This window comes from Parenemella sanctibonifatiensis (assembly GCF_002250565.1).
GTDB lineage: Bacteria > Actinomycetota > Actinomycetes > Propionibacteriales > Propionibacteriaceae > Parenemella > Parenemella sanctibonifatiensis.
The window spans coordinates 153,074-179,602 of the sequence record NZ_NMVJ01000007.1 but is presented as its reverse complement, the minus strand read 5'-3'; the positions used below and the strand labels follow the sequence as shown (position 1 = coordinate 179,602).

At 68.1% G+C, this 26,529-nt stretch carries 20 protein-coding genes, 1 tRNA gene and 1 pseudogene; 9 read left to right on the top strand and 13 right to left on the bottom strand.

Going from position 1 to position 26,529, the window contains the following annotated elements:
• Position 1 precedes the first annotated feature (1 nt).
• Entirely contained in the window at positions 2-373 is a 372-nt protein-coding gene (locus CGZ91_RS08980; RefSeq protein ID WP_094454434.1) for an FKBP-type peptidyl-prolyl cis-trans isomerase, read from the bottom strand.
• A 10-nt stretch (positions 374-383) separates the two neighbouring features.
• A complete protein-coding gene (locus CGZ91_RS08975; RefSeq protein ID WP_094454432.1) occupies positions 384-1,820 on the bottom strand; it encodes a dihydrolipoyl dehydrogenase family protein in 1,437 nt (478 codons plus the stop codon).
• An 81-nt stretch (positions 1,821-1,901) separates the two neighbouring features.
• Between CGZ91_RS08975 and CGZ91_RS08970 the strand changes: the two genes are divergently transcribed.
• The 3 genes from CGZ91_RS08970 to CGZ91_RS08960 are packed head-to-tail and all read left to right on the top strand — an operon-like array spanning position 1,902 to position 4,440.
• Positions 1,902-3,254, top strand: coding sequence for a hypothetical protein (locus CGZ91_RS08970; protein WP_094454430.1), 1,353 nt, complete (start codon positions 1,902-1,904; stop codon positions 3,252-3,254).
• Positions 3,251-3,841 (top strand): hypothetical protein, encoded by a 591-nt coding sequence (locus tag CGZ91_RS08965; protein ID WP_094454428.1) that lies wholly within the window; start codon positions 3,251-3,253, stop codon positions 3,839-3,841. Before CGZ91_RS08970 ends, CGZ91_RS08965 begins: the two co-directional genes overlap by 4 nt.
• Positions 3,838-4,440: a hypothetical protein gene (locus CGZ91_RS08960; RefSeq protein WP_094454426.1), complete on the top strand. Its 603-nt coding sequence runs from the start codon at positions 3,838-3,840 to the stop codon at positions 4,438-4,440. The genes CGZ91_RS08965 and CGZ91_RS08960 overlap by 4 nt, the downstream gene beginning before the upstream one ends.
• A gap of 9 nt (positions 4,441-4,449) precedes the next feature.
• On the opposite strand, the gene CGZ91_RS08955 is transcribed toward CGZ91_RS08960, so the two are convergent.
• Positions 4,450-5,103 (bottom strand): hypothetical protein, encoded by a 654-nt coding sequence (locus tag CGZ91_RS08955; RefSeq protein WP_094454424.1) that lies wholly within the window; start codon positions 5,101-5,103, stop codon positions 4,450-4,452.
• A 417-nt stretch (positions 5,104-5,520) separates the two neighbouring features.
• Here CGZ91_RS08955 and gyrB point away from each other — a divergent pair, with 417 nt between their 5' ends.
• Positions 5,521-7,497 (top strand): DNA topoisomerase (ATP-hydrolyzing) subunit B, encoded by a 1,977-nt coding sequence (gene gyrB / locus CGZ91_RS08950; protein WP_094454422.1) that lies wholly within the window; start codon positions 5,521-5,523, stop codon positions 7,495-7,497.
• 2 nt (positions 7,498-7,499) lie between these two features.
• Here the strand turns inward: gyrB and CGZ91_RS08945 are convergent, their stop codons facing one another.
• Positions 7,500-8,312 carry a tryptophan-rich sensory protein gene (locus tag CGZ91_RS08945; protein WP_094454420.1) on the bottom strand — a complete coding sequence of 271 codons (813 nt, stop codon included), beginning with the start codon at positions 8,310-8,312 and terminating at the stop codon, positions 7,500-7,502.
• A 251-nt stretch (positions 8,313-8,563) separates the two neighbouring features.
• On the opposite strand from CGZ91_RS08945, the gene gyrA reads away from it, so the two are divergent.
• From gyrA to CGZ91_RS08930, 3 genes and pseudogenes are all read left to right on the top strand, one after another.
• Positions 8,564-11,257 (top strand): DNA gyrase subunit A, encoded by a 2,694-nt coding sequence (gene gyrA, locus CGZ91_RS08940; protein WP_094454418.1) that lies wholly within the window; start codon positions 8,564-8,566, stop codon positions 11,255-11,257.
• 632 nt (positions 11,258-11,889) lie between these two features.
• A pseudogene (locus CGZ91_RS14970) lies at positions 11,890-12,261 on the top strand (DUF3566 domain-containing protein); the annotation flags it as partial.
• A gap of 105 nt (positions 12,262-12,366) precedes the next feature.
• Positions 12,367-12,443 (top strand) — tRNA-Ile (locus tag CGZ91_RS08930).
• Between the two features lie 236 nt (positions 12,444-12,679).
• Here CGZ91_RS08930 and CGZ91_RS08925 read toward each other — a convergent pair.
• The 4 genes from CGZ91_RS08925 to CGZ91_RS08910 form a co-directional block, all read right to left on the bottom strand.
• Positions 12,680-13,105 carry a DUF3592 domain-containing protein gene (locus tag CGZ91_RS08925; RefSeq protein WP_094454414.1) on the bottom strand — a complete coding sequence of 142 codons (426 nt, stop codon included), beginning with the start codon at positions 13,103-13,105 and terminating at the stop codon, positions 12,680-12,682.
• A gap of 81 nt (positions 13,106-13,186) precedes the next feature.
• Positions 13,187-13,783 carry a CYTH domain-containing protein gene (locus CGZ91_RS08920; RefSeq protein WP_094454412.1) on the bottom strand — a complete coding sequence of 199 codons (597 nt, stop codon included), beginning with the start codon at positions 13,781-13,783 and terminating at the stop codon, positions 13,187-13,189.
• Between the two features lie 57 nt (positions 13,784-13,840).
• A complete protein-coding gene (locus CGZ91_RS08915; protein ID WP_229116537.1) occupies positions 13,841-14,842 on the bottom strand; it encodes a sugar-binding transcriptional regulator in 1,002 nt (333 codons plus the stop codon).
• A gap of 141 nt (positions 14,843-14,983) precedes the next feature.
• Positions 14,984-15,265 (bottom strand): hypothetical protein, encoded by a 282-nt coding sequence (locus CGZ91_RS08910; protein WP_094451828.1) that lies wholly within the window; start codon positions 15,263-15,265, stop codon positions 14,984-14,986.
• 287 nt (positions 15,266-15,552) lie between these two features.
• On the opposite strand from CGZ91_RS08910, the gene CGZ91_RS08905 reads away from it, so the two are divergent.
• Entirely contained in the window at positions 15,553-17,862 is a 2,310-nt protein-coding gene (locus CGZ91_RS08905) for a DUF4962 domain-containing protein (protein WP_179229292.1), read from the top strand.
• Between the two features lie 126 nt (positions 17,863-17,988).
• Complete coding sequence (locus CGZ91_RS08900) at positions 17,989-18,408, top strand: globin (protein ID WP_267490240.1); 420 nt, start codon at positions 17,989-17,991, stop codon at positions 18,406-18,408.
• 109 nt (positions 18,409-18,517) lie between these two features.
• On the opposite strand, the gene sigM is transcribed toward CGZ91_RS08900, so the two are convergent.
• The 5 genes from sigM to CGZ91_RS08875 form a co-directional block, all read right to left on the bottom strand.
• A complete protein-coding gene (sigM, locus tag CGZ91_RS08895; protein WP_094454407.1) occupies positions 18,518-19,108 on the bottom strand; it encodes an RNA polymerase sigma factor SigM in 591 nt (196 codons plus the stop codon).
• Complete coding sequence (gene murJ / locus CGZ91_RS08890) at positions 19,105-22,569, bottom strand: murein biosynthesis integral membrane protein MurJ (RefSeq protein ID WP_179229291.1); 3,465 nt, start codon at positions 22,567-22,569, stop codon at positions 19,105-19,107. The genes sigM and murJ overlap by 4 nt, the downstream gene beginning before the upstream one ends.
• Positions 22,566-24,602 (bottom strand): DUF6049 family protein, encoded by a 2,037-nt coding sequence (locus CGZ91_RS08885; protein WP_094454403.1) that lies wholly within the window; start codon positions 24,600-24,602, stop codon positions 22,566-22,568. The genes murJ and CGZ91_RS08885 overlap by 4 nt, the downstream gene beginning before the upstream one ends.
• Positions 24,603-24,649: 47 nt before the next feature.
• A complete protein-coding gene (locus CGZ91_RS08880; protein WP_094454604.1) occupies positions 24,650-26,146 on the bottom strand; it encodes a CCA tRNA nucleotidyltransferase in 1,497 nt (498 codons plus the stop codon).
• A 95-nt stretch (positions 26,147-26,241) separates the two neighbouring features.
• Complete coding sequence (locus tag CGZ91_RS08875) at positions 26,242-26,496, bottom strand: DUF7218 family protein (RefSeq protein WP_094451834.1); 255 nt, start codon at positions 26,494-26,496, stop codon at positions 26,242-26,244.
• Positions 26,497-26,529: the final 33 nt, after the last annotated feature.

Here is a 26,529-nt window from a genome sequence, read left to right as displayed (position 1 = left end):
ATCAGCGGACGTCGAGCAGGTCCACGACGAAGATCAGCGTCTCGCCCGGGCCGATGACGCCACCGGCGCCGCGGTCACCGTACGCCAAGTGTGCCGGGATGGTGAGCTGGCGGCGGCCGCCGACCTTCATGCCCTGAACACCGGTGTCCCAGCCTTCGATGACCTGGCCGACGCCGAGCCGGAAGCGCAGCGGCTCGCCGCGATTCCAGCTGGAGTCGAACTCCTCGCCGCCGGAATGGGTGACGCCGACGTAGTGCACCGCGACGGCCGAACCGGCGGTCGCCTCGGCGCCATCACCGTCGGTGATGTCGACGATCTGCAGCTCGGTGGGGGCAGGGCCCTCGGGGAAGTCGATCTCTGGCTTCTCAGACATGTGCACGACCCTAGCGGTAGTCGCGCGGCAGCTCTTCGAGGAGGCGCAGCCACAGCTCGGATGCGGTCGGATAGCTGGGGACGGCGTGCCGTAGCAGCGCCACCGGCACCTCCCCGACGATCGCGATGGTGGCGGCGTGGACCAGTTCGGCCGCTTCGGGCCCGGCAAAGGTGGCACCGAGCAGGGTGCGCGTGCCGGTGTCGACCACCAAGGTCGCGACCCCGTCGGCGTCGTCCCGGAGCAGGGCGCTGCCGCCGGCCGAATTGAACGGCACCGTGGCCGTGACCACGTCGTGGCCGGCGTCGGTGGCCTGGACCTCGGTCAGGCCGACCGCGGCGACCTGCGGGTCGGTGAAGATCACCTGGGGGACGGCGCGATCGATGCCGGCCGGCGGTGCCTGCGGTGCCGGCTGTCCGGTCCAGCTGGCGCGCAACTGTTCGCCGATGACTCGGGCGCGGTATTTGCCCCAGTGGGTCAGCGGAGCCTCGCCGCTGGCGTCGCCGACGGCCACCAGCCAGTCCGGCGTACGCCCGTCGAGGACGTCGGCGGCCTCGAGACCGACCTGGTCGAGACCCACGTCGTCCAGTCGCGGCCGGCGGCCGGTGGCCACCAGCACCTCGTCGGCGACCAGCTCACCGGCGGGGGTGGTGAGGTGCACCTCGCCGCCGTGCACCAGGCCGACGCCGGTGTCGGCCGCGTCGGTGCGCGCGACCTCACTGGCCTCGCAGCCGGTCAGGATTCGTACGCCGGACGCCTCGAGGCCGGACCGGACGGCCGCCGCGGCCGCCGGTTCGACGCCGGAGAGGATCCGGTCGCCGCGGACGAGCATCGTCACCTCGCTGCCGAGCGCACGCAACCAGGTGGCTGCTTCGCAGGCGACCACCCCGCCGCCAACGATGACGAGCCGGCCGGGGATCTGGCGTACGCCGGTGGCGTCGCGGGAGATCCACGGGTGGATGTCGCGATAGGGGGCCGGGATCACGGCCTCGCTGCCGGTCGCGATGACCACGGCCCGACGGGCCGTCAACACGGTCGTGGCGCCGTCGCCGGAGGTGACGGTGACCTGGCGTTCGCCGGTGAGGCGACCGTGGCCGCGTACGACGGTGATGCCGGCACCCTCGGCCCACTCGACCTGGCCGCTGTCGTCGTAGTGGGACACCCACACGTCGCGGCGCGCCAGCAAGGCTTCGGTGTCCAGCTCGGGTGTGGTGATGCCCTCCAAGTGGGCGGCTGCTGCCCGCACCTCGATCGGGCGCAGCAAGGCCTTGGAGGGCATACAGGCCCAGTAGGAGCACTCCCCTCCGACCAGCTCGGCCTCGACCAGCATCGCGGTCAGGTCGGAGTCCTCAGTGGCGTACTGGGCGATGTTCTCCCCGACCGGTCCGCCGCCGATGACGATCAGGTCCGGATCGCCGCCGTGGTTGCTGTCCATGTCCGCGCCGCTCATGACGGCACAGTACGCCGCGGCGGTGGAGTCGGCCGGTTCAGCCCCCTGATCCGGCCCGCGCAGCCTTAGGCTGATCCCGTGATGTCGATCCGGGTCTGGTGGGGGCACGTGACCGCGATGGTCACCGGGACCGTCGCCGTGCTCGGTCGGCTGCTGCCCACGTTGCTGGTCGTCGCGTTGGTCGGGTGGATCGGGCACCAGGTGTTGCTGCGGGCCTCGATCCTGGTGGCGGCCCAGACCTGGCTCGCGATCCTGTTGTTGGCCGCGGCGTTGGTGATCCAGCTCGGGTCCATCGTGGTGATGTTGCGGATCATCGGACAACACCTCGGGGTGGAGCGGATCATCCCCTGGCAGGCGGCCGACGAATCACCGCCCCGGGTGACCGATGTGATCGCGCAGACCCTACTGCCCTTCCTCGGCATCTATGCCGCGTTCGGCGCCGTCACCGAGACCGCCAACAAGGTGATCGGCTTCACGATGGTCCGCGACGGCCGTGAAACGGCCTTCCTCACCGGCATGAATCCGACCAGCCTGGAGCGGATCCTCTTGGTCGCCGGGATCATCGCGTCGGTGTACGTGGTGCGGCGCGGTTTGGACCTGGCCTACGGGCGTACGGGTTGGCGGCCCATCGGGTTGGCGGCAGCCTTCGCGGAGGCCTTCTTCCTGCTGGTGATCCTGATCGGCGGCTCCCGGCTGGTCTTCTGGGCCTCCTCCCGGATCCATGTGCTGCAGGTCTGGGCGTGGATCGAGTACGCCTGGCACGGCCTGGTCGCCGCCTTCGCGCAGCTGGCGATCGACCTGCCGGCCGCAGTTGATGCGGTGGCGAGCTTTGTAGCATCGGTGGTGTGGCCGATGCTGGTGATTGCGATGGCGCAGCCGGTGCTGTGGTTGGCCGTTGCGGCCCTGATCCATGGTTCGAAGGTGCTGTCGTTGGCCGAGTTGTGGCAGCGAGGGCAGCCACTGCCGCCACGCCCGGATCTGGTGTTGCGTTCAGATCTTGCCGCAGGTCCGGCCACCAAGGATGCTGACGACCAGCCCGCCGGGCGGGGACGACGAGCCCTGCTGGAGGTCCAGGAACTCTTCTTCGGCGACATCGACGACAAATACCTGCCCACCGTGCAGTCGCTGCGGCTGCTGCTGAAGGCCGGCATTCCCTTCCTCGGTGCGTACGTTCTCGTCTACAACGTGGTCCGGCTGGCCCAGTTGTGGCTGGAGTTCGGCATCGAGAAACTCATCGGTGGCCATCGCATCGAGTTCTGGGTGACGTGGGATCCGTTGCTTGACCTGGCGGCGGTGCCCTTGGAGATCGTCCGGGTGACGCTGCTGGCGGTCGCCTTCGAACGTTGTCTGACGATGTTCCGGGAGCGCGGCGTCGCTGCCACCGCGACGTCCGACGCAGCGCCTGATCCGGCACCGGTGGGGGGTGAGTCATGAAGCTGTCAGCGATCAAAGCGGGAGGACGGACCATCGGCTGGAGCGGCGTCATCGTCGCCCTGGTGTGTGTCCTGCTCACCGGCTGGGCGCTCCAGCTCACCCCGGACGGCTTCAAGCAGGACTCCCGCGCCACCGACATCGGCGAACCCTTCGAGGTGGAGGGCTCGACCTGGACCGTCGCCGAGGTCCGCTACGCCGGCTTCGTCACTGTTGGCCAGACGGTGCTGGGTCCCACCCAGGACGTGTACGTGGCGGTGCTGTTGACCCTGTCGGCCGGGATGACGGACTTCCTCCAGCCAGAGGTCTATCTCCAGACCACCGATGACGTCGAGCGCCGCCCCGTACGCCGACCCCCGATGGTCGTGCCGGCCGGTTACACCGGGGGCGGTTGGATGATCTTCGAAGTGCCGGCCAATCGGCTGGCCGGCGCGAAGATCACCGCGGTGCCAGCGGCGACGATGCTGCGATTCCCGCCGCAGCTGGTGGTGGATCTTGGGCTTGACCAGTCCGCGGTCGACGATGTGGTCGCCCAGGTGCCCACCAGCACTGCCGATCTCACTGACCTCGAAGTGGAGCCGCAACCATGAATCAGCCGCCTGCCGATCACATTGGTCGACTCGATCGGCACTTTCGACCCGAATCGCGCCTTTCGGGTGATCGAGTCGACCAAAACGATCGCCCCGAAAATGATGGTCCGGAGCCGCCCGCCGACAGTGGCGTACGCCGGCCCGGCTGGCCGGCGGCGATCCTGACGCTGGCTGTGGCGCTGCTGTTGTGTGCCGCCTGGGTGTTCTGGGAGCACCGCCTGGTCCACCTGCAGCCGGTGTCGGTGGCGCGAGGCGAGACTGTGACCATCGAGGGCTACCAGTACCGCCTGGAGGCGTTGCGGGTGGCGCCGGCCACGGTGGAGCCGATCCGCGGCCTGACCCAGGCGCCCGCCGGACAGGTCTATGTCGAGGCGGTGCTGTGGACTGATGCGGCCGAAGGAGCCCAGTGTGAGGCAACGCTGGTGACCCGTGCCCAGGGCCACTGGCGCGGCGAACTGTTCTTCCTGTCCAACTGTGGTGAGCACCCCGACGGCGGACTGGTCACCCAACAGTTCCTGATCCCTGAATCGTCGGTTGACCAGGTGGCCGGAGTCGGACTTGAGGACCCCGAGGCCAACACCTTGTGGATCCTGCGCTGACCAGGTGGTTCACTCCACGTCGGACACGACGACGGTCAACGGCAGCATCATCCGCCAGCCTCGGGTGCCGTCGATCCAGTCCTGGTCGCCGAGCCCGGTGAAGGAGACGTCGGTCCAGACCTTCTCCCAGATCGCGACCTGGATTTCGGCGCCGGGCTCCCAGTCACTGATGAGCAGGTGAAAGGTGCAGGGCCGGGTCCAGCCGCCCAGGGGCAGTACGGCGGAGTCCGAGGAGGCAATGGTGACCGAGTTGGCGAGGACAATGGTGTCCAACTGCGCCGGGTCCGCCACCAGGACCTGGTTGACCGGGAGGATCTCCGTCGGGGCGGACTCGTTGCGGCAGGTGCCGCTCAGATCGACTGCCCAGCCGCCGCCGATCATCGGCTTGGCCGTGGCACGTTCCAGGGCAATCGCATAGCCACCGTTGGCGACGACTTCACCGGGCTCCACCCACACCACGTCATCGGTACGCCGCTCGAAACCGCCTCCGGCCCAGACCGCCAGCAACATCGCCAGCACCACCACCAAGACCAACAGGATCCGTCGGGCCCAGCGGGCGCGATGCTTCGGCGAGGGCCACACCTCGCGTGGCAGGTCGTCGGGGTCGAGACGTGCACCGGAGAACGGCTCGGCACGAGCCGGGACACCGGGAGGAGTGGACACAGGAAAAGCTTAGGGCTACTGCGCTCCATGTCCCTCACGTTGGTACCAAAATGTCGACAATTGTCACGGGGGACGAAATGGGGGACAGATGCGCAAGTCAACGATGAGCTCGGACGCGGGGGCGAAGCCGGGATCACGGTCAAGGCACCGGCATCATCGCCGGGCTGGATGATGCGGGCGTACCGCGCATCAGTTGCTGGTCGAAGCGGCCGCCGGCGTCACGCCCGCGCCGTACGCCTGCAGGCCTCGTACACGCCGGCTGACAGCACCGGCCCGGTGGCAGGAGCGGTGAAGGGCTGAGACGGGCGCGTGGTCCCGACGGGAGCGCGGTCCGCGGGGTAGTATCGGCTGGTGGCGTGGCCCCGTCCCGATGGCGGACCGTGCCTTGCTGCCCATGGATCCGAGGAGTACCCCCGCGTGAGTGACCAGCCAAGCCAGCCCGTGACCGAGGCGACCTATGACGCCGAGTCGATCAGCGTCCTCGAGGGACTCGAAGCGGTACGCAAGCGCCCCGGCATGTACATCGGCTCGACTGGTGAGCGCGGCCTGCACCACCTGGTGTCCGAGATCGTGGACAACGCCGTCGATGAGGCGCTGGCCGGCTACTGCGACACGATCCATGTCACCCTGCTCAACGACGGGGGCGTACGAGTGGTCGACAACGGCCGCGGCATCCCGGTCAAGGAACATCCGGTCGAGAAGATCCCGACGGTCACCCTGGTGCTGACCGTGCTGCACGCCGGCGGCAAGTTCGGCGAGGGCGGCTACAAGGTTTCCGGTGGTCTGCACGGTGTCGGCTCGTCGGTGGTGAACGCGCTGTCGAAGCGCTTCTCGGTCGAGGTACGCCGCGATGGTCACGCCTGGTTCCAGGAGTTCACCAACGGTGTACCGGTGGAACCGCTGGCCACGATCGGTGACACCGATGACACCGGCACCACGATCACCTTCTGGCCCAACGACGAGATCTTCGACACCGTCGACTTCAGCTACGAAACGTTGGCGTCTCGGCTGCGGGAGATGGCCTTCCTCAACAAGGGTCTGAGTATCTCGATCGTCGACGAGCGCGAGGACCACGTCGATGAGGACGGCCACTCCAACCAGGACACCTTCCACTACGCCGAGGGTCTGGCTGACTACGTCCGCTATCTGATGCAGACCAAGGATCCGATCCACGCCAATGTCATCGGTTTTGAGTCTCAGGATGATGGACACGGCGTCAGCCTTGAAGTCGCGATGCAGTGGAACAGCTCGTTCACCGAGTCGGTGCACACCTTCGCCAACACCATCAACACCCATGAGGGCGGCACCCACGAGGAGGGTTTCCGCGCCGCATTGACCAGCACCGTGAACCGGTGGGGCGAGACCTGGGGGCTGATCAAGAAGCGGGAGGACCGGGTCTCAGGCGATGACGTACGCGAGGGCCTCACCGCGATCATTTCGATCAAGCTCGAGGAGCCCCAGTTCGAGGGCCAGACCAAGACCAAGCTCGGCAACACCAGCGCCCGCAGCTATGTCCAGAAGGTCGTCAACGACCAGCTCGGTGACTGGTTCGAGCGCAACCCCGTCGAGGGCAAGGACATCGTCCGCAAGTCCCAGGCCGCCGCCACCGCCCGAGTCGCGGCCCGCAAGGCACGTGACCTCGCCCGCAACCGCAAGGGTCTGCTCGGCGGCGGTGGTCTGCCCGGCAAGCTGCGCGACTGCTCCTCCACCAATCCCGAGGAGTGCGAGGTGTTCGTGGTGGAGGGCGACTCCGCCGGTGGGTCGGCCACCGGTGGTCGTGATCCGCGGATCCAGGCGATCCTCCCGATCCGAGGCAAGATCCTCAACGTGGAGAAGGCCCGGATGGACCGGATCCTCCAGAACCGCGAGGTTGAGGCGATCATCAACGCCCTCGGCACCGGCGTACAGGAAGACTTCGACCTGGCCGGCCTGCGCTATCACAAGATCATCCTGATGGCCGACGCCGACGTCGACGGTTCCCACATTCGTACGCTGCTGCTGACGCTTCTCTTCCGTTTCATGAAGCCGCTGATCGCTGGTGGTTTCGTCTATCTGGCCCAGCCGCCACTCTTCCGGCTGCGGTGGACCAACGCGGCCCATGAGCTGGCCTACACCGACGCCGAACGGGACCGGTTGCGTGAAGCCGGCCTGGCGGCGGGCAAGAAGTTGCCCAACGTCAACGCGATCCAGCGCTACAAGGGCCTGGGTGAGATGGATGCCGACGATCTCTGGCACACCACGATGGATCCCGAGAATCGGATCCTGCTGCAGGTCGCCCTGGACGACGCGGCCCGCGCCGACGAGATGTTTTCCATCCTCATGGGTGAGGACGTCGAGCAGCGGCGTACCTTCATCCAGCGCAATGCCAAGGACGTCCGCTTCCTTGACATCTGAGCTCAGCTGCTGCGGGCACGCCGGCGGCGGAGGACTCCTGCCAAGCTCCCGGCGAGGATGATCGCGGCGGCAACAGCTGTGGCCACGGCCACCGGCACGGACTGCGGCCCGGATCCGTCGGTGCGGCCGACGGCGACCCACGCCAGCCCCCAGGCGATCGCCAGCCCCGGGGTGAGGCGACCGAAGCGCCACGCCAGAGCAAGGCCCAGCGCTGTGGCGAGAACCGCCATGGTGATCGCCCAGCTCTCCTCGGTCAGCGGCGAGCCCTGCCAGCCGAGTGAACCGAGCCACCCGGCCACGTTGGCGATGGTGGCGATCGAGACCCAGCCCAGCGAGAGCCCCTGGACACCGTCGAGCAGGATCCGCTCGAGCCAGGACCCAATGGGTTCCTCGTCGAGCAGCACCAAGCATCGTGCCAGGCAGGCCGTCAGCGCCAAGATGACCAACACGCTGACCGCGAGCCAGCCGGCCTGCACGGTGAACAGCCACACCGAGTTGAGGATCACCCCGGCCAGGACCCACAGCCGCACCCGCTGGTGGCGGGGGGTCTGGGCCGCCCGGAAGAACTGCCAAGCCGCGTACCCGATCAGGCCGAGATAGATCACCGACCAGATCCGGAAGGCGCTGGTGGCCGGGGCGATCCAGGTGGAGTCTGCACCGAGCCAGCCGCCCGCCGCTTCATCGACCGGCGTCCCGCCGAAGGCACCGGCCCCGAATGCCGCGACCACCATGGCGGCGACAATCAGCACCGCAGTGAGGACGCGGCCAATGGCGGATGAGAGGAAGTCGGTGGCGAATGAGCGGGAAGTTGCCATCGCCCATCATCGGCCACCTCCCCATCATGGGCAACTATCGGCGCCGCTGGTGGGCGGGCCCGTCCTACTGGGGGAGTACCGGAGCGGGGTCCACAGACCTCACAGGCACGAAATTGTGGGACAGAACCGTCTGTCGGGCGCGGTTACCCGCACAGCCTCGGCATTGTCGGTAGAATCACGTCGTTGAGTTCGGCCCCGTGGACCGGCTCCATCATCGGGCGGATGCGCCACCGCGACCAGCAAGGAACTGTATGACTGACACCCCGCAGGGCCCAGGCGACGACCAGGTCCCCGGTTCGCGCGTTCCTGTCCCCGAGGACAGCGACGGCGGGATCGAGGCACCGGCCAAGGGCCGGGTGGACCAGGTCGACCTGCAGGCGGAGATCCAGTCCTCCTACCTCGACTACGCCATGAGCGTGATCGTGGGCCGCGCGCTGCCCGACGTCCGCGACGGACTCAAGCCGGTGCACCGCCGAGTGCTGTACGCCATGTATGACGGCGGCTACCGTCCCGATCGCGGCTGGAGCAAGTGCTCGCGTGTGGTCGGTGACGTGATGGGTCTCTATCACCCGCACGGCGACTCGGCGATCTACGACACGTTGGTACGCCTGGCGCAGCCGTGGGTGATGCGCGCCAAGCTGGTCTCGGGCCAGGGCAACTTCGGCTCGGCCGGCAATGACCCCGCCGCGGCGATGCGATACACCGAGTGCCGGATGGCACCGCTGGCCATGGAGATGGTGCGCGACATCGACGAGGAGACCGTCGATTTCAAGCCCAACTACGACAACCGCGACAGCGAACCGGTGGTGCTGCCGGCCCGCTTCCCGAACCTGCTGGTCAACGGTTCCACCGGTATCGCGGTGGGCATGGCGACCAACATCCCCACGCACAACCTGCGTGAGGTGGCCGACGCCGTGCAGTGGTCCCTGGAGCATCCCGAGGCCGAGCCCGAGGAGTTGCTCGAGGCCGCCCTGGAACGGATCAAGGGCCCCGACTTCCCCAATGGCGCGCTGATCGTGGGCCGCAAGGGCATCGAGGACGCCTACCGCACCGGCCGTGGTTCGGTCGTGATGCGTGCGGTGGTCGATCTGGAGGAGGACAACAAGGGTCGCCAGACCTTGGTCGTCTCGGAGCTGCCCTATATGTGCAACCCGGACAACCTGGCGCTGAAGATCGCCGAGCTGGTCAACACCGGCAAGCTCAACGGCATCGCCGACATCCGCGACGACACCTCCGCGCGTACCGGTCAGCGGCTCGTCATCGTGCTCAAGCGTGACGCCCAGCCGCGGGTGGTGCTGAACAACCTCTACAAGCACACCCAGCTGCAGGACAGCTTCGGCTGCAACATGATCGCGCTGGTCGACGACGTGCCGCGTACGCTGCGGCTGGACCAGTTCATCAGCCACTGGGTCAACCACCAGATCGAGGTCATCCAGCGGCGTACCGCCTTCCGGCTGCGCAAGGCCGAGGAGCAGGCCCACATCTACCGCGGCCTGGTCAAGGCGCTCGACGCGCTCGACGAGGTCATTGCCCTGATCCGGCGCTCGCCCGACACCGATGCCGCGCGCACCGGCCTGATGGAGCTGCTGGACATCGACGAGGTGCAGGCGACGGCCATCCTCGACATGCAGCTGCGCCGGCTGGCGGCTCTGGAGCGCCAGAAGATCATCGACGCTCTCGCCGAGCTGGAGAAGCGGATCGCGGACCTCAAGGACATCCTCGCCTCGCCCCAGCGGCAGCGCGACATCATCTCCGCCGAGCTGGCCGAGATCGTCGACAAGTACGGCGACGACCGGCGCACCCAGATCATCGCCGCCGACGGTGACATGTCCGATGAGGACTTCATCCCCGATGAGGACGTCGTGGTCACCATCACCCACGGTGGCTACGCCAAGCGCACCAAGACGGCGGCCTACCGGGTCCAGAAGCGCGGCGGTAAGGGCGTACGCGGGGCTTCGCTGCGGGCCGATGACGAGGTCGAGCATCTCTTCAGCACCACGGCCCACCACTGGGTGTTGTTCTTCACCAACCAGGGTCGGGTCTATCGCATCAAGGCGTGGCAGCTGCCCGAGGGTGGCCGCGATGCCCGCGGCGGTCACGTGGCCGGTCTGCTGAGCTTCCAGCCCGATGAGCGGATCGCGCAGGTGCTGGCGTTGCGCAGCTATCAGGACGAGCAGTATCTGTTGTTGGCCACCAAGCGCGGCCTGGTCAAGAAGACGGTGCTGGAGGCGTACGACTCGCCACGTCAGGCCGGTCTGATCGCGATCAACTTCCGTGACGAGGACGACGAACTCATCGGCGCCCAGCTGTGCTCCGACGAGGACGACGTGCTGCTGATCTCCCGCAAGGCTCAGGCGATCCGGTTCTCGGCCGACGGCAGTCAGCTGCGGCCGATGGGTCGGGCGACCTCGGGTGTGACGGGCATGAAGTTCCGCGAGGGCGACGAGCTGCTGTCGATGTCGGTGATCGACCAGAACGCTGACGAGAACGCTGATGAGAACGGGCCTTACGTCTTCACCGTGACCGATGCCGGCTTCGGCAAGCGCAGCTCGGTGAGTGAGTATCGCCGCCAGTCCCGTGGTGGTCTGGGCATCAAGGCGATGGGCCTCAACGACGCCCGCGGAGTGCTGGTGGGCGGCCTGATCGTCAACGAGGGTGACGAGGTGCTGGCCATCAAGCAGTCCGGCCAGGTCACCCGCTCCAAGGTGTCCGAGGTTGCGGTGAAGGGCCGCGGCACGATGGGCGTGAAGTTCGTCGGTGTGTCCGGTGATGACGCGGTCGCGCTGATCGCGATCAACCCCGAAGCCACCGAAGAGGCGCTTGCCGCCGACGCGGCAGGGGCATCAGACGCTACCGTTGTCGACGAGCAGGACAGTGTTGACGAGCAGGACACCGAAGCGTCTGGATCCAAGACGTCGCCGACTGAGGCACAGGAGGACGAGTGAGCAACACCTCTCACGGCGAGGGCACCTCGCCGACCGGGGCGGTCCCGCAGCCGCCCTCCTCGGGACGTCCCAACGTCGGTCGGCCGATGGCGAGGCCGGTCCCGTTGGAGCAGGCCAACCTCGCCGACCGCGTCATGGGTCGGACCGGGGAGCAGCCGGCGATCCGCGACGGTCGGCCGCCGTTCGCAACCAACAGTGGTCACCAGAGCAATGGCTCCCAGGGTTCGGTCTGGCAGCGTCAGGGTGGCGGCAACGCCGGCAACCATGGCAGCGACCGGCCGGGATCTGGCAGCTCACCCTGGCAGGTGGACCGACAGGCCAAGAAGCCCCACGACGACACCAACGCTGACGATCCCCAGAGCCAGCCCACGCCGCCGCGTGAGTCCGGTTCGGGTGCGGGTGCTGCGGGTGCCGCAGGCGTGGGTGCCGGGCTGGGCGCGGGCGCCGCGGCCTCCCAGCAGCGCCCCAGCGGCTACTCCCGGTCCGGTGCTCCACAGCAGGAACGTCGTCCGGCCCAGCCGACCACCAACGACTCGGCTGACACCGCCACCAGCCCGACCGAGACCGGTGATACTCAGGCTGGCTCCGAGTCGAGTGCTGCGGAGCTGTTGGCGGCACGGCGCGGCGCGACTCGCCGGCGTACCCGGCGGGCTCGGCTGCGGTTGGCCCGCATCGACCCCTGGTCGGTGATGAAGATCTCGCTGCTGTTCTCAATCGCGGCCGGCATCATCTTCGTGGTTGCCGTGTCGGTGCTGTGGATGGTGCTCGCCGGATCGGGGCTGTTCGAGCAGATCAACAACGCGCTGTCCTCGATCGTCGCGGTCGAGGGTCAGGAGTTCGACGTCACCCGATACATCGGTGCCGAGCGGGTCATCGGCGCGGCAGCAGTGTTGGCGGCAGTTGACGTCGTCATCCTCACCGCCCTGGCGACGTTGGGTGCCTTCCTCTACAACCTGGCCGCCATCATGCTCGGTGGTCTGGAGGTCACCCTGTCGGAGGACTGAGGCCGGCAATGAGTTTGCCGGCCCCGCTCCGGTTGGGTAGGATCAATCCTCGGATCGGTGACGGTCCGCTTGGTTCCACCCGATTCGATTCGGTTGATCCGACACGCGCCTATAGCTCAGACGGTTAGAGCGCTGCCCTGATAAGGCAGAGGTCTCTGGTTCAAGTCCAGATAGGCGCACCATTCCAGCACCATCGCCCGCCCGTTCTTCGGAACTGGCGGGCTTGTGCGTGTCAAGGCTCGGTGCCGGTGGTGTCTCTGCTGTCGTCGACGGCCTGCGATGGTGCCGGCAGACTGGGATTCGGCAGAAAACCGCGCCCCAGCGGACGTAGGTCACAGATAGCGGACGTAGGTCACAGATAGATCGAGCAGCAGCCGCTGGGGCCGGGTTTTCGACGCCGGTCGGCACAGCCCGATCCTCAGCCGACGATGCTGAGGACCAGACCGAAGACCGCGGCCACCACTGACAGGATGCCTATCCCGACCACCATCATGATCGGGCCTTGGTCGGTCTGGTCGGCACGCACGTCGCTCGGGTTGGTGGGGTTGATTTTCAACGGATAGTCGGCACCCTCGAGGATTTCGGGACCGCCGGACCGGGCCGGGGCAACCCAGATTTCGGTGCCGCTCGGGGTGGGGTACTCGACCGACGCTTCCCGGAAGACGACGGTCCGCAGCCGCCCGTCGCGCCGTCGGGTCTCCTTGCGGCTGCTGATGTGGCGGATCTTTCCGGTGACCCGGTGCCAGTCCCGGTGCCGGCGGTTGCGCCGCCACCACTCCAGGACCAGGGCTGTGATTCCTCCGGCGAGGGCGAGTCCCAGCAGGACGAAGCCGACGATCTGCATGTGTGCCTTCCTGTCGGTTCGGGATCAGACGAGTAGGTCTGGATCAGGCGAGTTGGTCAGGGATCAGACGTGTCGATTGGATCAGGAGAGCCCGAGTTCGATGACGACCCGGCGTACCTTCGAGGAGATCGGCGCGGGCTGCAGGCCGGCCTCCCGCAGCAGCACCCCCACCTGTTCCAGCACCGCGACCTCGCCGTCGACCAACTCGACCTCAAGCTCGTGCCAGGTGACGCTGCGGTCGCCGAGGCTGCCGGTGACGGTGTCGGTGCAGAGCTCGGCGGTGCCGACGTCGGTGGCAAGGAGGCGCTGCCGGCGTACGGTCGACAATCGCACGGACGGCTCCAGGTCCTCAGCACGAACACCACTCGGCAACGCTTCGGCGAGCGCGGCCGGCAGTTCGTCAGCGAGGTCGGCGTGCAACTCGCGGCGTTGGGTACGCTGCTCGGCTTCCTCGCTGTCGCCGCCGGGAAGCTTGAGATGCCAGCCGTCGTCCAGCCCGCCCGTACGCCGCCGCAGCGTCGCGTGGTGCTGCAGCAACAGGGCCAAGTCTGCGGTGTCGAAGTACTGCGCCTCCAACGTCAGGGTCTGCTCGGCCGACAGCTCCCCCAAAGCCGACAGATCCGGCACCGCGGTGTCATCGGGCAGGTCCCAGCAGTCCTCGATCTCGAGCTGTTCCATCGCTGCTCCCTCTCCTCGACGTGTGCCCTGGGGGCGGAGCCCAACCCTATCGCCGGCTCACGACGTACGCGTCGCCTCCACCGCGTTGGGCTCCAGCAGAGCCCGCGCCGTCGCCTCGTCGATGACCAGGTCAGTGGCCACCCGCGCCCGAAGGGCACCCCGGATGGCGGTCACCTTCGCCGCACCAGCGACCACACAGAAGCGTCGCGGGATCTTGGCAAGCTCGGTGGGGTTGAGACCAGTGGCGCGACCGTTCATGGCGATGTCGGCCCAGGTGCCGTCCTCACGCAGGAAGACGGTGCAGACGTCACCGACCACCCGGTCGTTGCGGAGCTGATCCATGTCCTTGGTGCCCAGGTAGCCGGCTGAATAGACGTGCGAGGGCACCGGACCGCTCAGCGCCCCGACGCCGAAGACGGCGATGTCGACGCTGGACTGGACCGCGAGCAGCGAACGGATGGAGCGTTCCCGCCACATCGCTTCCTTGGTGGCGGCGTAGTCGAAGAAGGCCGGCACCGGAAACTGCATCGCTCGGCCGCCGAAGGCCGCGGCCGCGGCCTGCAGGATTGAGCCGGCGTACGGGATGCCGGAGGTGTGGGAGTTGGCGGCGCCGTTGAGCTGCACGACGGTGACCCCGGACAGGTCACGAGGCTGCAGGTGGCGTACGACGTCGGAGACGGTGGTGCCCCAGGCCAGGCCGAGTTTGGCGTTGTCCGTCATTGCCTGCCCGATCAGGTGGGCGGCGGTGCGCGCGACGTGCTCGAGCCGCTGCAGCTCAGAGATGCCCTCCCGGACCGGGACGATGTGGGCGCGCAGGCCGTAGAGCTGTTCGATCCGTCGGGCCTGCAGGGTGGTGGTGTGGCGCGGTTCACTCAGCGTGATCCGGACCACACCGGATTCGCGGGCCTGCTTGAGGAGCCGCGACACGGTCGAGCGGGAGACCTTGAGCTGGCGGGCGACGCTCTCCATCGTCTCGTGGTGCAGGTAGTACAGGGTGGCAGCGCGGTAGGCATCCTCGACCCGTTCGTGGGCCGAGGTCGCACTGACGCTCTCGTGCACGTTTGTCACCTTCCCGCGGACAAGTGTTCAAGGGTCACTCTACGGGAACCCCCTGGCCGCTCTCGCACCGGCCGTTGCGGACAGTGAACAGCCCACGAGCGAGGGGCTCGTGGGCTGATGCTGAGCTGCTGGCGTGGGCGTTCAGCTGGTGACGCGGAAGCCGAGGTGGCGCTTGTCGTAGACCGAGGGTTCGTTGGAGCCGAAGGTGCCCAGCGGCTTGGAGCTGCGGGCGGCTTCGACCACATCGGCTCGTTCCCTGCGCCGGCGTGCCTCGGTCGCGATGGTGGCGGCAAGGGCGTCGGCAACTGCCGGGGGGATCGGTTCGTCACCGGCAGATTGGAGGACGGTACGCAGGGCGGCATCCTGATCGTGAGGATCAGCCTCATGGGGGGCCGATGCCTGCCTCGACTCCGGTGCTGTCATGACGAACTCCTGTGTGCTCCTGGGGGCCAACGCGCGGTGATCACGACGTGAAGTGATCACCGGGGCCGACGTGGCCGCTGGCCTGCTGGTTCCACCCAATTCTGCCACTTCCTCCGAGACCTCCAAGGACCTCGTCGATACGCCAGTCGCGTGCCCGGTGGGGCCTACGCAGCGGTGCGGATCATTGCGGTGGCCGCTGGTGGCCATTGTGTCGCCCGATGAGGGCAGCGGTTCGGTGGCAGACGTGGCTAGGGTGGCGGCGACTCGTCAAAGACGTGAGGAAAACGATGATCCACCCGCACCTGAATCCCCGCCAGCCCCGTTCGGAGTTCGCCTGTGGCACCAACCCGCCGGTCTTCGTGTGGGAGGTGGCCGACGCCGCGCCGGGGGCCAGCCGCAACCGCCTCACCCTGGCCCGCGATGCTGACCTCTCTGATGTGGTGTGGACCGTCGACACCGACACGCCGATCCATCTGCCCACGGCCGCGCTGGCGCCGGGCGACTACTGGTGGACCGTGACCAGCGCGGACACCGCTGACCCTGACGACACCGCCACCACCAGTGAGACCTGGCGCTTCACGGTGCCGGAGACCGCCCCGGTGGTCGAGGTCCCCGAGGTGGAGACCTGGCTGGAACGCATGTCGTCGGCGCACCCTCGACTCCACGTACGCGAGGAGGAGCTCGCCCAGCTCCGCGCCCGATTCGCCGACAGCCCGCTGCGGGAGGGACTGTTGGAGCGGGCCACTGCGACCCTGGCGGAGCCCCATGACTTGGCCGAGCCGGACCATCTGCCTGACATCGAGGAGGTCGGCCAAGAAGCGTGGTTCAAGGCGTGGCGCGGTGGCGTCGAACCCACCCAGGCCTTCGTCAATCGCGCCCAGGACATGGCCCTGGCCTACGTGCTCACTGAGGAACCGGCGTACGCCCGCGCAGCCGCCCAGCGGATCGTGTCGCTGGCGCAGTGGGATCCCGACGGTGCCACCGAGGTGAGCGTGCACTCCGAGGGCCACATGGCGACCTACTGGCACACCGCCAAGGTCACCGACTGGGTCTGGGATCACTTCACCGAGGCAGAGCGGGGCCAGGTCATCGACCACTACGCGAAGCGATCCGCCAACCAGTTCCAGCAGCTGGCGCACACCATTCCTTACGGCACCAAGAGCTTCGATTCGCATTCGGGCCGCAAGATCGTCTTCCTGTCGCTGTGGGCGCTGGTGCTCGCCGACGAGGTGCCGGAGGCTCTCACTTGGCTGCGCTGGCTGCGGCCCGTCACCTGCGGCATCTGGCCGGTGTGGTCCGGCGAGGACGGCGCCTGGGCAGAGGGGCCGTCGTACGCGTCGGCGTACGTGGCGATCATGTCGATGCTGGCCACCACCCTGAAGCATCAGGCCGACGTCGACATCTATCAGCGGCCGTTCTGGGAGGGACATGCCCAATGGCGCCGGTGGATGCTGCCGGCGTACGCCGAGTGGATGGGCTTCGGCGACGGCACCACCGCGGCGACCTCCAGGGGTAGCAACCGCGACCTGATCGAGACAGTGGCCCGCGAGACCGGTAATGGCGTGCTGCGGCCCTACCTGGACCGCCTCAATGCCCAGCTCGAGCTCGAAGGCGGCGAGGGCAAGGAGCCGGCACCGAGCGCGGAGAAGCTGCTGCTGTCGCTGATGACCGAGATCCCGGAGGCGACCCTGCAGCCGGAATCGCATGCCCGGATCTTCCCCGGCACCGGCTGGGCGGGCATCCGCAGCCACCTCGACGGGGAGGCCGCCGATGACGTGGCGGTCGGTTTCCGATCCTCACCGTTCGGGTCGGTGAGCCATTCTCATGCCGACAACAACGACTTCTTCATGCATGTCGGCGGCCAGATCATGTTGATGCCCTCGGGGTACTACGACGGCTACAGCACCGACCACCACGCCCACTGGGCGCGGCACACCAAGGCACACAACTGCGTCACCCTCTCCGATGCTGGCCAGCTGTCGCGCAGCCCGCTGTCGGTGGGCGCCATCGAGGCGGCCTCGATCGGAGAGCAGCTGGTCTATTGGCGCGGCAATGCCGATGCTTCCTATCCGCAGGCGGACCGGTGTCGCCGGCACCTGCTGTGGCTGCCGGATGTCTCCGTCCTGGTGCTTCTGGACGAGATGGTGCCGTTGGCGCAGACCGAATGCGCGTTGCAGTCCAACCTGCATTCCTTCGCGGAGTTCCAGATCGAGGACCAGGAACGCCGCTTCACGCTGCGGCTCGGCGACTCCAGCCTGACCGGTCACTTCCTGCACCACCAGACCGGCTTCTTCGAGACCTCCGACGTCACCCGACCCGAGACGCTGTTGACCAAGCGGGGCGCCGACCAGTACCACCTGCGGTTCTCGCTGCCCTACGGTCCGGCCGTGCTGCCGTTGGTGTTGGTGCCGGGCGTACGCGGGCAGGACCCGGCCCCGGTCGAGACCGAACTTCAGGAGGGCCGCGAGTATGCCCGGGTCGGGGAGTGGGCGATCAGTGTGTCGGCCCACTGGCAACCTGGCGAGGAGATCGCGCGGATCTCGGGTCCGGCGGGCCGGTGGCGGATCGATCCGGAGGCCGGTCTGGTCGCTGACTGAGCGTGTACCCGCGCACTGCGTGCAGTCGATGCTCCGGAACCGGCCTCAACGGCCCTTTCTCGGAATCGACTGCACGTAGTGCGCGCGATCGCCCCCGGACTGGCGAAGGCTGGCAGACTCGAGGGCGTGACGGAACTGACGGCGTACGAACAGATGGGCGGCCACGATTTCTTCGTGAAGCTGGTGGGTGGCTTCTACGAGCGCGTGGCCCAGGACCCCGACCTGCGGGCGATGTATCCCGAGGAGGACCTCGGGCCGGCCGAGGAGCGACTGCTGCTCTTTCTCGAGCAGTACTGGGGCGGCCCGAAGACCTATGGTGAGCGCCGCGGTCATCCCCGGCTGCGGCTGCGGCACGCCCCCTTTGCGATCACCGAAACCCAACGGGATCGTTGGCTCAAGCACATGATGTGTTCCCTGGACGAGCTCGAGATCGACCCCGAATGGGACGCGAAGCTGCGCGACTACCTGACCCGGGCGGCGTACGCGATGGTCAACTCCGACGAGGGTGAACCGGCCCCGCTGGACCGGCAGCTGCCGCTGCTGTGAGGCCTGAGTTTCCAGATCGTCGACGCGATGGCCTGTGATGCGCCTCAGCTTCGTGCGGGCGATCGAATTGACCAATCTCCACGGGCGTCACCCGCTCAGTCGGGGCGCGTCACCCCCGCAACGGGGTCAGTAGCGGCTGCAACCGGGCCCGGCCCCGGGAACACCGGGACTTGATGGTGCCGGGGGCGCAGCCGAGCATCTCGGCCGCCTCCTCCACGGAGTAGCCCTCCATGTCGATCAGGACGATCGCGGCGCGCTGGTCCGGGTTGATCTGGTCCAACGCATCGGCGATCACGCTGCGCAGTTCGCGCTGTTCCAGGTGGTCCTCGGAGTGGTCCTCGATCGCGAGCCGCAGGCTGCGGTCCTCGTTCTCGGGCAGCGGCTCGGAGCGGCGCACCTTGTTGCGACGCAACCGATCCAGACATGCATTGACCACGATCCGATGCAGCCAGGTGGTCACCATCGCGTCGCCGCGGAAGGTCGAGGCACGCCGAAACGCCGAGATCATCGCCTCCTGCAGTGCATCAGAGGCGTCCTCGGGATTGCGGGTGGTGCGCAGCGCCACATTCCACATCCGCTGCTGGTGCCGTGCCGCCAGGATCCCGAACGCACGCTCGTCCCCGGCGACGTGGTCGGACAGCAGGGTCTTGTCGTCGCGGGGGTCGTCAGTGCGGTCCGGCTCGGTCACGTCGGGAGTCATCCGCGCACCTCGACCTCATGGATGCCCGCCCGATAGGCACCGTCCTCCTGAGGCAGGTCGGTGATGTAGACCAGCACGTAGCGGGTGGTGGTCGGTTCGACGGTGATGGTGCCCTCAGCGCCAATCACCCGCGACTCACTCACCGCGGTCCAGTCGTCGGCCGAATCCGTCGGCGGTTCGGTCAGATCGGGTCGGTTGTCGGCGGGTACGCGGATCTCCACCGTCGTCCCGTCACCGCTCAGCAGCAGCTCGACCTCGCTCACGAGCTGTGGGCTGCCCAGGTCCAGCACCAATCCGAGCCCCTCCTTCAGACCGCCGAAATTGGAGCGGTTCAGATAGCCGAGCGTACGCCAGCGGGTCTCCGGATCGCCATCGATGGCATTGGGGACCTCATCGGGATTCTCGGTGCCGTCATCGCCCTCGGGGTCGAAGTCGACTGCGCCGACGATCTCCCGGGGCACCGGGGCGGTGTGGGTCGGGGTCGGCTCCGGGGACGGTCCGGTCTGCGACTCCCGGTTGAGCTGGGTCAGCGCGGCAACCAGGCTGACGATGACCACCAGGGCCACCAGGGTGAGCAGCGCCCACAACCAGGACCGCCGCGGCTGCCGGTTGCGTTCCGGCGGCGGCACCGCGTCGACCGGCAACGGCGCGAAGGCCCCCCGCGGTGCCACTCCCTCCTGCGGGCCGGATCCCATCCGAGGTGCCGGGGTCGTCGGTGAGGTGGCGGTCGCACGGGGCGCGGAGGTGCCGACCGCAGGGATGACCTGGGTTTCGGCGTCGGCAACGGTCGGCACCGCTGGCTCTTCCGGATCGGGCACTTGTTCGGGATCCACCATGCGCCGGTGCAGGTCACCGGAGGCATCAGCGGTGCCGAGCACCTGGGTGAGCGCCATAACAATGTCCTGGGCGGACTCCAGCCGGGGCTGCTTGGTGCGGGGGGTCGGCGACAGGATTCGGTCGGCGATCCGATCCAGCGCGGGGGAGACCCCGGCCCGGACCTGCCGCGGGGTCAGCGCCACCCCGGCGTGGGTGGTGGGCGCTGCTGCCATGCCGAAGCCGGTGGCGCCGGGCCAGCGGTGCACCAGCATGGCGTAGAGGAGCTTGCCGAGCGCGGCGACATCGGCCTCGACACGCTCGCCCTCGTCCAACGTGGTGTGGGGGTGGCGGAGCTGGTCGATCACCAGGAAGCCGGCGATCTTGATGTTGCCGGCCCGGGTGATGATGACCTGGTCCGGGTCGAGCTGGCCGTGGTGCAGCCCCTGAGCGTGCATCGAGGACAGCGCGTCGGCGACCTCGCGTACGATCCACGCCGCCTCCAGGGCACTGAGCGGCCCTTGGGCCAGTAGCTCGGCGAGGGAGAGGCCGTCGGCGTACTCGTTGACGATCGCGGCGCCGACCTGGTCGTCGTCGCTCGGCAGCGCGTCCAGCACCCGCAGGAAGCGCGAGTCGGTCGCCGACGCCGCTCGGCGAGCGGTCTCCAGCAGTTCGTCGCTGCGGTCGTCGAGGGGCGGCAGCAACCGGATCATCACGCCGCGTGCGAGCACCTGGTCGATCGCCCGCCAGGTCTGCACCGACCAGGCAAGCGACAGCGTCTCCTCCAACCGATACCGCTGCGCCAACACGAGGCCACGGCTGGCATCGGATGCGGGCCGGTCCTGATAGAGGTCCGGGTCGGCGATCACCTCGGCCGTGGGCTGGGTGGTGTCCACGTCATGCTCCTCGGCTGCCTCGAGATCCATGGCGTCGCCCAGGTCTTCGGTGGCATCGGCCGCCGCGCCAGCGGCACCGGTGCCCTCGCCCAACGCCTGCGAGCCGCCGCTGTGACCACGGCGGAGCACCACGCGTACGATGTCGCCGACCTCACGGATGTGCAGCACTCGGGCCACACCCAGGAAGGTGCCGACCCCCACCACGCCGGCCGCGGCCAGGCCCAGCAGCTGCCAGCCCAGCCCATCACCGAGATAGGTCGTGACGGCCCAGACGGCCGCCCAGGCCAAGACACCGGCCGGCACTGAGGCCAGTCCGACCCGGGCCAGATGTCTCACGATCGGTGCCATGGTCAGGTCGGGCAGCTGCCGCCCCAGGGCCTTGAAGGAGGCGGTGACGCCGATGAAGTAGGCGACCGAGTACGCCAGTGCCAGGCCCGGTGCCACCCACGAGGGCGCGTTGAAGGGCAACACCAGCGCCAGCGCCGCGACCACGTTGACGGCGCCGATGAGCAACTGCAGCAGGAAGGTGGCGCGGGTCTGCTCCAGCGCGAAGAAGGTGCGCAGCGCGACGTACTGCATGGTGAAGGGCACCAGGCCGATCGAGAATGCCATCAGGGTCCAGGCGATGAAGCCGGAGTCGCCACTGGACTGGCCGTGACCGAACATCACCCGGGTCACCGGGAAGGCCAACGCGATGAACGCGACCGCCATCGGCAACAGGAAGGTGGTCGCCAGCCGCAGCGTGCGGAAGGTCTCGCGGCGTACGCCTGCCAGGTCGCCACCGTCGGCCAACCGGGAGGCCTGCGGCAACATCGCGGTCGCCAACGACACCGTGATCAGCGAGTGCGGCAGGATCCACAGCAGGTGGGCGGCGTTGTACACCGTCAGGCCGGCGCCGCGGCCGTCGACCGCGGTGGCGGTGGCGGAGGTGGCCAGGTTGGAGATCACCATCAGCGTCAGCTGGTTGATGATGACAAAACCGACCGTCCATTTCGCGAGCTGGGCCGTCCGCCCCAGACCGGTGTGACGGAAGTCGAAGCGGGGCCGGAAGCGAAACCCGGTCCGCCGCATGAATGGGATCACGATCGCGGCCTGCGCGGCGATGCCGATCGTGGACCCGATGCCCAGCAGAAGCGCCTGCGAGGTCTCGAACGGCGCCGACCGGTCCCCGGACTGACCCCAGACCAGCAGGTACACCACGAACATCAGGATGGAGATGAGGTTGTTGAGGATCGGCGCCCACATCATCGGACCGAACTTCTCGTGGGCGTTCAGCACCTGCGAGATGATGAAGAAGACGCCGTAGAAGAAGATCTGGGGGGCGCACAGGTACGCCACCAGCAGCAGCGACTCGTAGTGCTCGGAGAGTTCCGGGGCCAGGTAGGAGCTGGCGTACAGCCGGGTCAGTAGTGGCGTGGCGACGGTCGCCAGTGCCGCCACCACCAGCACCGTCGTCCCAAAAAGGGTGAGGATCCGGTTGGTGTATCCCTCGCCGCCGTCGTCGTCGTTCTTGATGGCGCGCACGATCTGGGGCACCAGCACGGTGTTGAGCCAACCGCCGGCGAACAGGAAGTAGATTGCCGAGGGGATGGTCATCGCCAACGAAAAGATGTCGGCCTGCCGGGACGCGGTGCCGAGCACCACGGCGATGAGCATGAAGCGGACGAAGCCGAGGACCTTCGAGATCATCGTGCCGGAGGCCATCAGGGCGCCGGCAGACAGCAGGCGGCGGGTGCCGGACTCCTCGCTCATGCAGCAGTCTCCTTCTTCTTCTCGCGGCGGATCTGCCAGATCCGCATCGCTGTCGTGGTGACCAGGACGATGCCGGAGGCGCCGACGATGGCCCATCCGATCTGGCCGATCTGGGTCGCCTCGACAAACAACTCGGTGGGCTTGCCGACGGCGGTGCCATTCAGGGTGGTGAGGGAAGCATTGACGTTCACGGCGCCGTTGCCGCTGGCCTTCGGGGTCACCGTGACGGTCACCCGCTGGCCGGGACCGATCTCGATGTCGTCCACGTTGGGGATGGTCAGGCGCTGCGGACTGTCGGAGACGAAGGCGAGGTTGACCCGGACCGAGTCGGGCAGGTCATTGATGATGGTGACCGGCACCGCACCCGAGCTGCCCGTCAGACGCAGCGCCGAGGAGGGCGCCACGCGCAGCGCGGAGCCGTCCAGGCCCGGCTCGATGCGCTGTTCGAGCGGGGTCAGGAAGCGCTGCGCGGCCGGGCCCTGGCCGCGCCAATGGCTGGAGACCGACTTGGACAGCACGGTCATCGACCAGGACCAGAACTGATCCGGTTCGGCCAACAACTCGGTGTAGACCCACATCTTCTGGGAGAGCTCGGTCACCGTTTCCAGGTGAGCCGGGGACAGCGGTGCGTCCTGGTTGGAGATCCAGGTCGCGGCCGGGCGCGAGCGGCTGGCGGTGGCCTGGCCGATCACCTCGCCCAACTGCACCGACTCGACAAAGCTGGCTCCGGTCCAGGCCTGGGCCTGCTCTGGGGTCGAGATGATGCGGATCTGGGGCTGGGGATCAACGGCCTCGGCAGCGGTGATGTAGGTCTGGGCAAGTTGTCGCTGGCGTACGTGGACGGTGCTCTGCGGGCCGGGGAGGGGGCCGCCGTCCCAGACATCGTCGGACCATCCGAGCAGCAACTGATCACCCTCCCAGCTCACCCCGGGCTGGGCGGAGCTGGTCAGCCAGGCCCGCGGTCGCAGCGCGGCCAGGTTGGCGACCGTCTCGGGCCGCAGATGCCCCTCGGGGCTGACAATCACCAACGGCAGGTCGGCCAGATCGCTGACCCGGTCACCGGAGCCACCGATCCGCATCGCCCACTCCGAGCCTGCGACCGCATCCAGGTCGGCGCGGGCGTACTGCATCCGCAGGCCGCGCTCGACGGGCAGCCGGCGGAAGTCCTCCAGCCAGGCCCGGGCCGCAGCCTGACCGGTGCCTGGCTTCTCGCCAGTCTCGGTGCGGACCGAATATCCGTCGGCCATGTCGACCAGTTCGGCGTACAGGGAGGGGTCGATGATCCAGCTGGTGTCGGCGCGTTCGGCCGCGTCGAGCAGCACCCGAAGCCGACCGCCGGGGCTGATCTGTTCGACGAGTCGCTCGTCGACGAAGAGATTCTCCCGGACCGAGCTGGGGCGGGCGCTGAGCTCAACGCCGGTCGCGACCTGGGCGCGGGTGTCGGCGGCCGGGATCGTCACCAAGGTCCGGGCGCGGCCAATGGTGTAGGCGCTGGCGGGGCGGGACCGGATCTGGACGCCGACCAGGTAGACCCCGGCGACGTCCCCGCCGGAGGTGGCCAGTTCCAGCTCGGCGACCGGCACAGTGAGGCTGAAGTCGCGGGACTCACCGGGCCGCAGCTCGGGACGCACCTCATCGGTGAGGTTGACGAACTGGTGCGGCAACTCGAAGAGGCGGCTGCCGACCGGATAGGTCGGATCGCTTTCCAGGATCGCTTCCAGGCCTTCGGCGTCGACGACCGGGGACTGGTCTCGCCAGGTGTAGGCCTGGACGTGGGTGAGGGTCTGGGCCGAGGTGTTGGTGACGGTGCCGCGCATCGTCACCGAACCGTCGGGGGTCGGCACCGCCGGGGTGACCTCGCTGAGGGAGACCGAGACGAGCGCGTCGGGGTCGCTGCCGGTCTGGGCTGGCTGGGTCTGGGCGGGGGATGGTCCCGCGGGCTGCGCGGCAGCGATCTCTGCGCCCGGCCACAGGCCCATCCCGAGGGCCAGCACGGCCGCGAGTGCAGTGAACAGCACACGACGCAGACCCATGGGGCCAGCGTACGGCGCAGCGGCGCCCGGCGGGGGATGTGGCGCGCTCAGGACCGGTCTCGCCACCATGCCAGCAGCGCTTCGGTGGCAGCGGCCTCATCGAGCGGGCCGCGTTCCATCCGCAACTCGAGCAGGAAGGCGTACGCCTGCCCGACCTCGGGGCCGGGCTTCAGATCGAGGATCTGCATGATCTGGTCGCCGTTGAGGTCAGGCCGGATGGCAGCGAGTTCCTCCTGCTCGGCGAGGTGGTCGATGCGATGCTCCAACTCGTCGTACGCCCGTCGCAGCCTGGTCGCCTTGCGTTGGTTGCGGGTGGTGCAGTCGGCCCGGGTGAGGATGTGGAGCCGTTCCAGCTGGTCCCCGGCGTCGCGGACGTAGCGGCGGACGGCAGCGTCTGTCCACTGCCCTTCGCCGTAGCCGTGGAAGCGCAGGTGCAGTTCGATCAGTCGACAAATTGCGGCGGTGTCGTCCTTGCTGAAGCGCAACGCCTGTAGTCGCTTGCGGGCCAGCTTCGCGCCGACCACGTCGTGGTGGTGGAAGGAAACCTTGCCACCTGGCTCGAAGCGGCGGGTCGCCGGCTTGCCGATGTCGTGGAGCAGCGCTGCCCAGCGGCTGATCCGATCCGGTGAGTGGTCCAGTCGGGACTCCAGCTCGATTGCCTGGTCCAGCACCGTCAGGCTGTGTTGATAAACGTCCTTGTGGCGGTGGTGTTCGTCGCGTTCCAGTTGCAGATTGGGCAGCTCGGGCAGCACCCGGGCCGCGAGTCCCGTGGCGACCAGCAGGTTCAGGCCGGGTCGGGGTGCCGGCGTACAGATCAGCTTGTCGAGTTCGTCGCGGATCCGTTCGGCAGACACGATCTCGATCCGGTCCGCCATGGCCGTCATCGCCGCGACGACATCCTCATCGGGCTCGAAGGGCAGCTCGGCGGTGGACAACTGGGCGGTGAACCGCGCAGCGCGCAGCATCCGCAGCGGGTCGTCGGTGAAGGACTGTTCGGCGGTGGCGGGGGTGCGGATCAGGCCGCGAGACAGGTCGCCGAGGCCGTCGAAGGGGTCGGTCAGCACGGCAGGACCGGCCGGATCCAGGTCCGGGCCGCCGACCTGCAGCGCCATCGCGTTGACGGTGAAATCCCTCCGCACCAGGTCACCCTGCAACGTGTCTCCAAAGGCCACGTCCGGCTTGCGGGAGTCCTCGGCGTACGCATCGGCCCGAAAGGTGGTGATCTCGACGACCCAGTCATCCTCCGATGCCTCGGTGTCGTCGGAGGTGGCACTGTTGGCGGCCGTGGCCCCGGCGTCCCGCGGCAGCCGGGCGCCGATGGTGCCGAACGCGCGGCCCATGTCCCAGATGGCGTGGGTGTGGCGACGCAGCAGTGCCTCGATGGTGTCGGGGCGGGCATCGGTGGTGAAGTCCAGATCGGTGCCGAGCTTGCCCAGCAGCGCGTCACGTACCGAACCGCCGACCAGGTGCAACTCGTGGCCGGCCGCGGCGAAGGTCGCGCCCAGCTCGCTCACGACGGGTGCGCGCTGCAGCAGGCTCGCCATCGCGGCGGCCTGCACCTGTTGCGGATCAGGGGATTGGAGTGACACGGCGGGTAAGTCTACGTGCCCGACGCGGGCGGGTCATTCCCCGTGGTGGGTCAGTGATCGCGCAGCATCGAGATCAGTTCGTCCTTGTTCTTGTCGGAGTAGCCCTCCAAGCCGAGCTCCTTGGCTCGGTCCTTCAGTTCCTCGACGGTCCGGTCCTCATAGTCCTCGGCAGCGCCGCCGCGGCTGCCGACCTGGGAGCGACCCTCATTGGCCGCTGCGTTGGCAATGCGTGCGGACTTCTCTTTCGAGTTGCCTTCTTCGCGCAGGCGCTCGTACAGCTCGTCATCCTTCACTGGGTCGGACATCGCGAATCCTCTCGGGTGGTCAGGCTGGTTTCA

Excerpts from the sequence above, each read along its gene's own strand:
- CGZ91_RS08980 (WP_094454434.1), bottom strand. The coding sequence starts at position 373 with ATGTCTGAGAAGCCAGAGATCGACTTCCCCGAGGGCCCTGCCCCCACC.
- CGZ91_RS08975 (WP_094454432.1), bottom strand. The coding sequence starts at position 1,820 with ATGAGCGGCGCGGACATGGACAGCAACCACGGCGGCGATCCGGACCTG.
- CGZ91_RS08970 (WP_094454430.1), top strand. The coding sequence starts at position 1,902 with ATGTCGATCCGGGTCTGGTGGGGGCACGTGACCGCGATGGTCACCGGG.
- CGZ91_RS08965 (WP_094454428.1), top strand. The coding sequence starts at position 3,251 with ATGAAGCTGTCAGCGATCAAAGCGGGAGGACGGACCATCGGCTGGAGC.
- CGZ91_RS08960 (WP_094454426.1), top strand. The coding sequence starts at position 3,838 with ATGAATCAGCCGCCTGCCGATCACATTGGTCGACTCGATCGGCACTTT.
- CGZ91_RS08945 (WP_094454420.1), bottom strand. The coding sequence starts at position 8,312 with ATGGCAACTTCCCGCTCATTCGCCACCGACTTCCTCTCATCCGCCATT.
- gyrA (WP_094454418.1), top strand. The coding sequence starts at position 8,564 with ATGACTGACACCCCGCAGGGCCCAGGCGACGACCAGGTCCCCGGTTCG.
- CGZ91_RS08925 (WP_094454414.1), bottom strand. The coding sequence starts at position 13,105 with ATGCAGATCGTCGGCTTCGTCCTGCTGGGACTCGCCCTCGCCGGAGGA.
- CGZ91_RS08920 (WP_094454412.1), bottom strand. The coding sequence starts at position 13,783 with ATGGAACAGCTCGAGATCGAGGACTGCTGGGACCTGCCCGATGACACC.
- CGZ91_RS08910 (WP_094451828.1), bottom strand. The coding sequence starts at position 15,265 with ATGACAGCACCGGAGTCGAGGCAGGCATCGGCCCCCCATGAGGCTGAT.
- CGZ91_RS08905 (WP_179229292.1), top strand. The coding sequence starts at position 15,553 with ATGATCCACCCGCACCTGAATCCCCGCCAGCCCCGTTCGGAGTTCGCC.
- sigM (WP_094454407.1), bottom strand. The coding sequence starts at position 19,108 with ATGACTCCCGACGTGACCGAGCCGGACCGCACTGACGACCCCCGCGAC.
- murJ (WP_179229291.1), bottom strand. The coding sequence starts at position 22,569 with ATGAGCGAGGAGTCCGGCACCCGCCGCCTGCTGTCTGCCGGCGCCCTG.
- CGZ91_RS08885 (WP_094454403.1), bottom strand. The coding sequence starts at position 24,602 with ATGGGTCTGCGTCGTGTGCTGTTCACTGCACTCGCGGCCGTGCTGGCC.
- CGZ91_RS08880 (WP_094454604.1), bottom strand. The coding sequence starts at position 26,146 with ATGGCGAGCCTGCTGCAGCGCGCACCCGTCGTGAGCGAGCTGGGCGCG.
- CGZ91_RS08875 (WP_094451834.1), bottom strand. The coding sequence starts at position 26,496 with ATGTCCGACCCAGTGAAGGATGACGAGCTGTACGAGCGCCTGCGCGAA.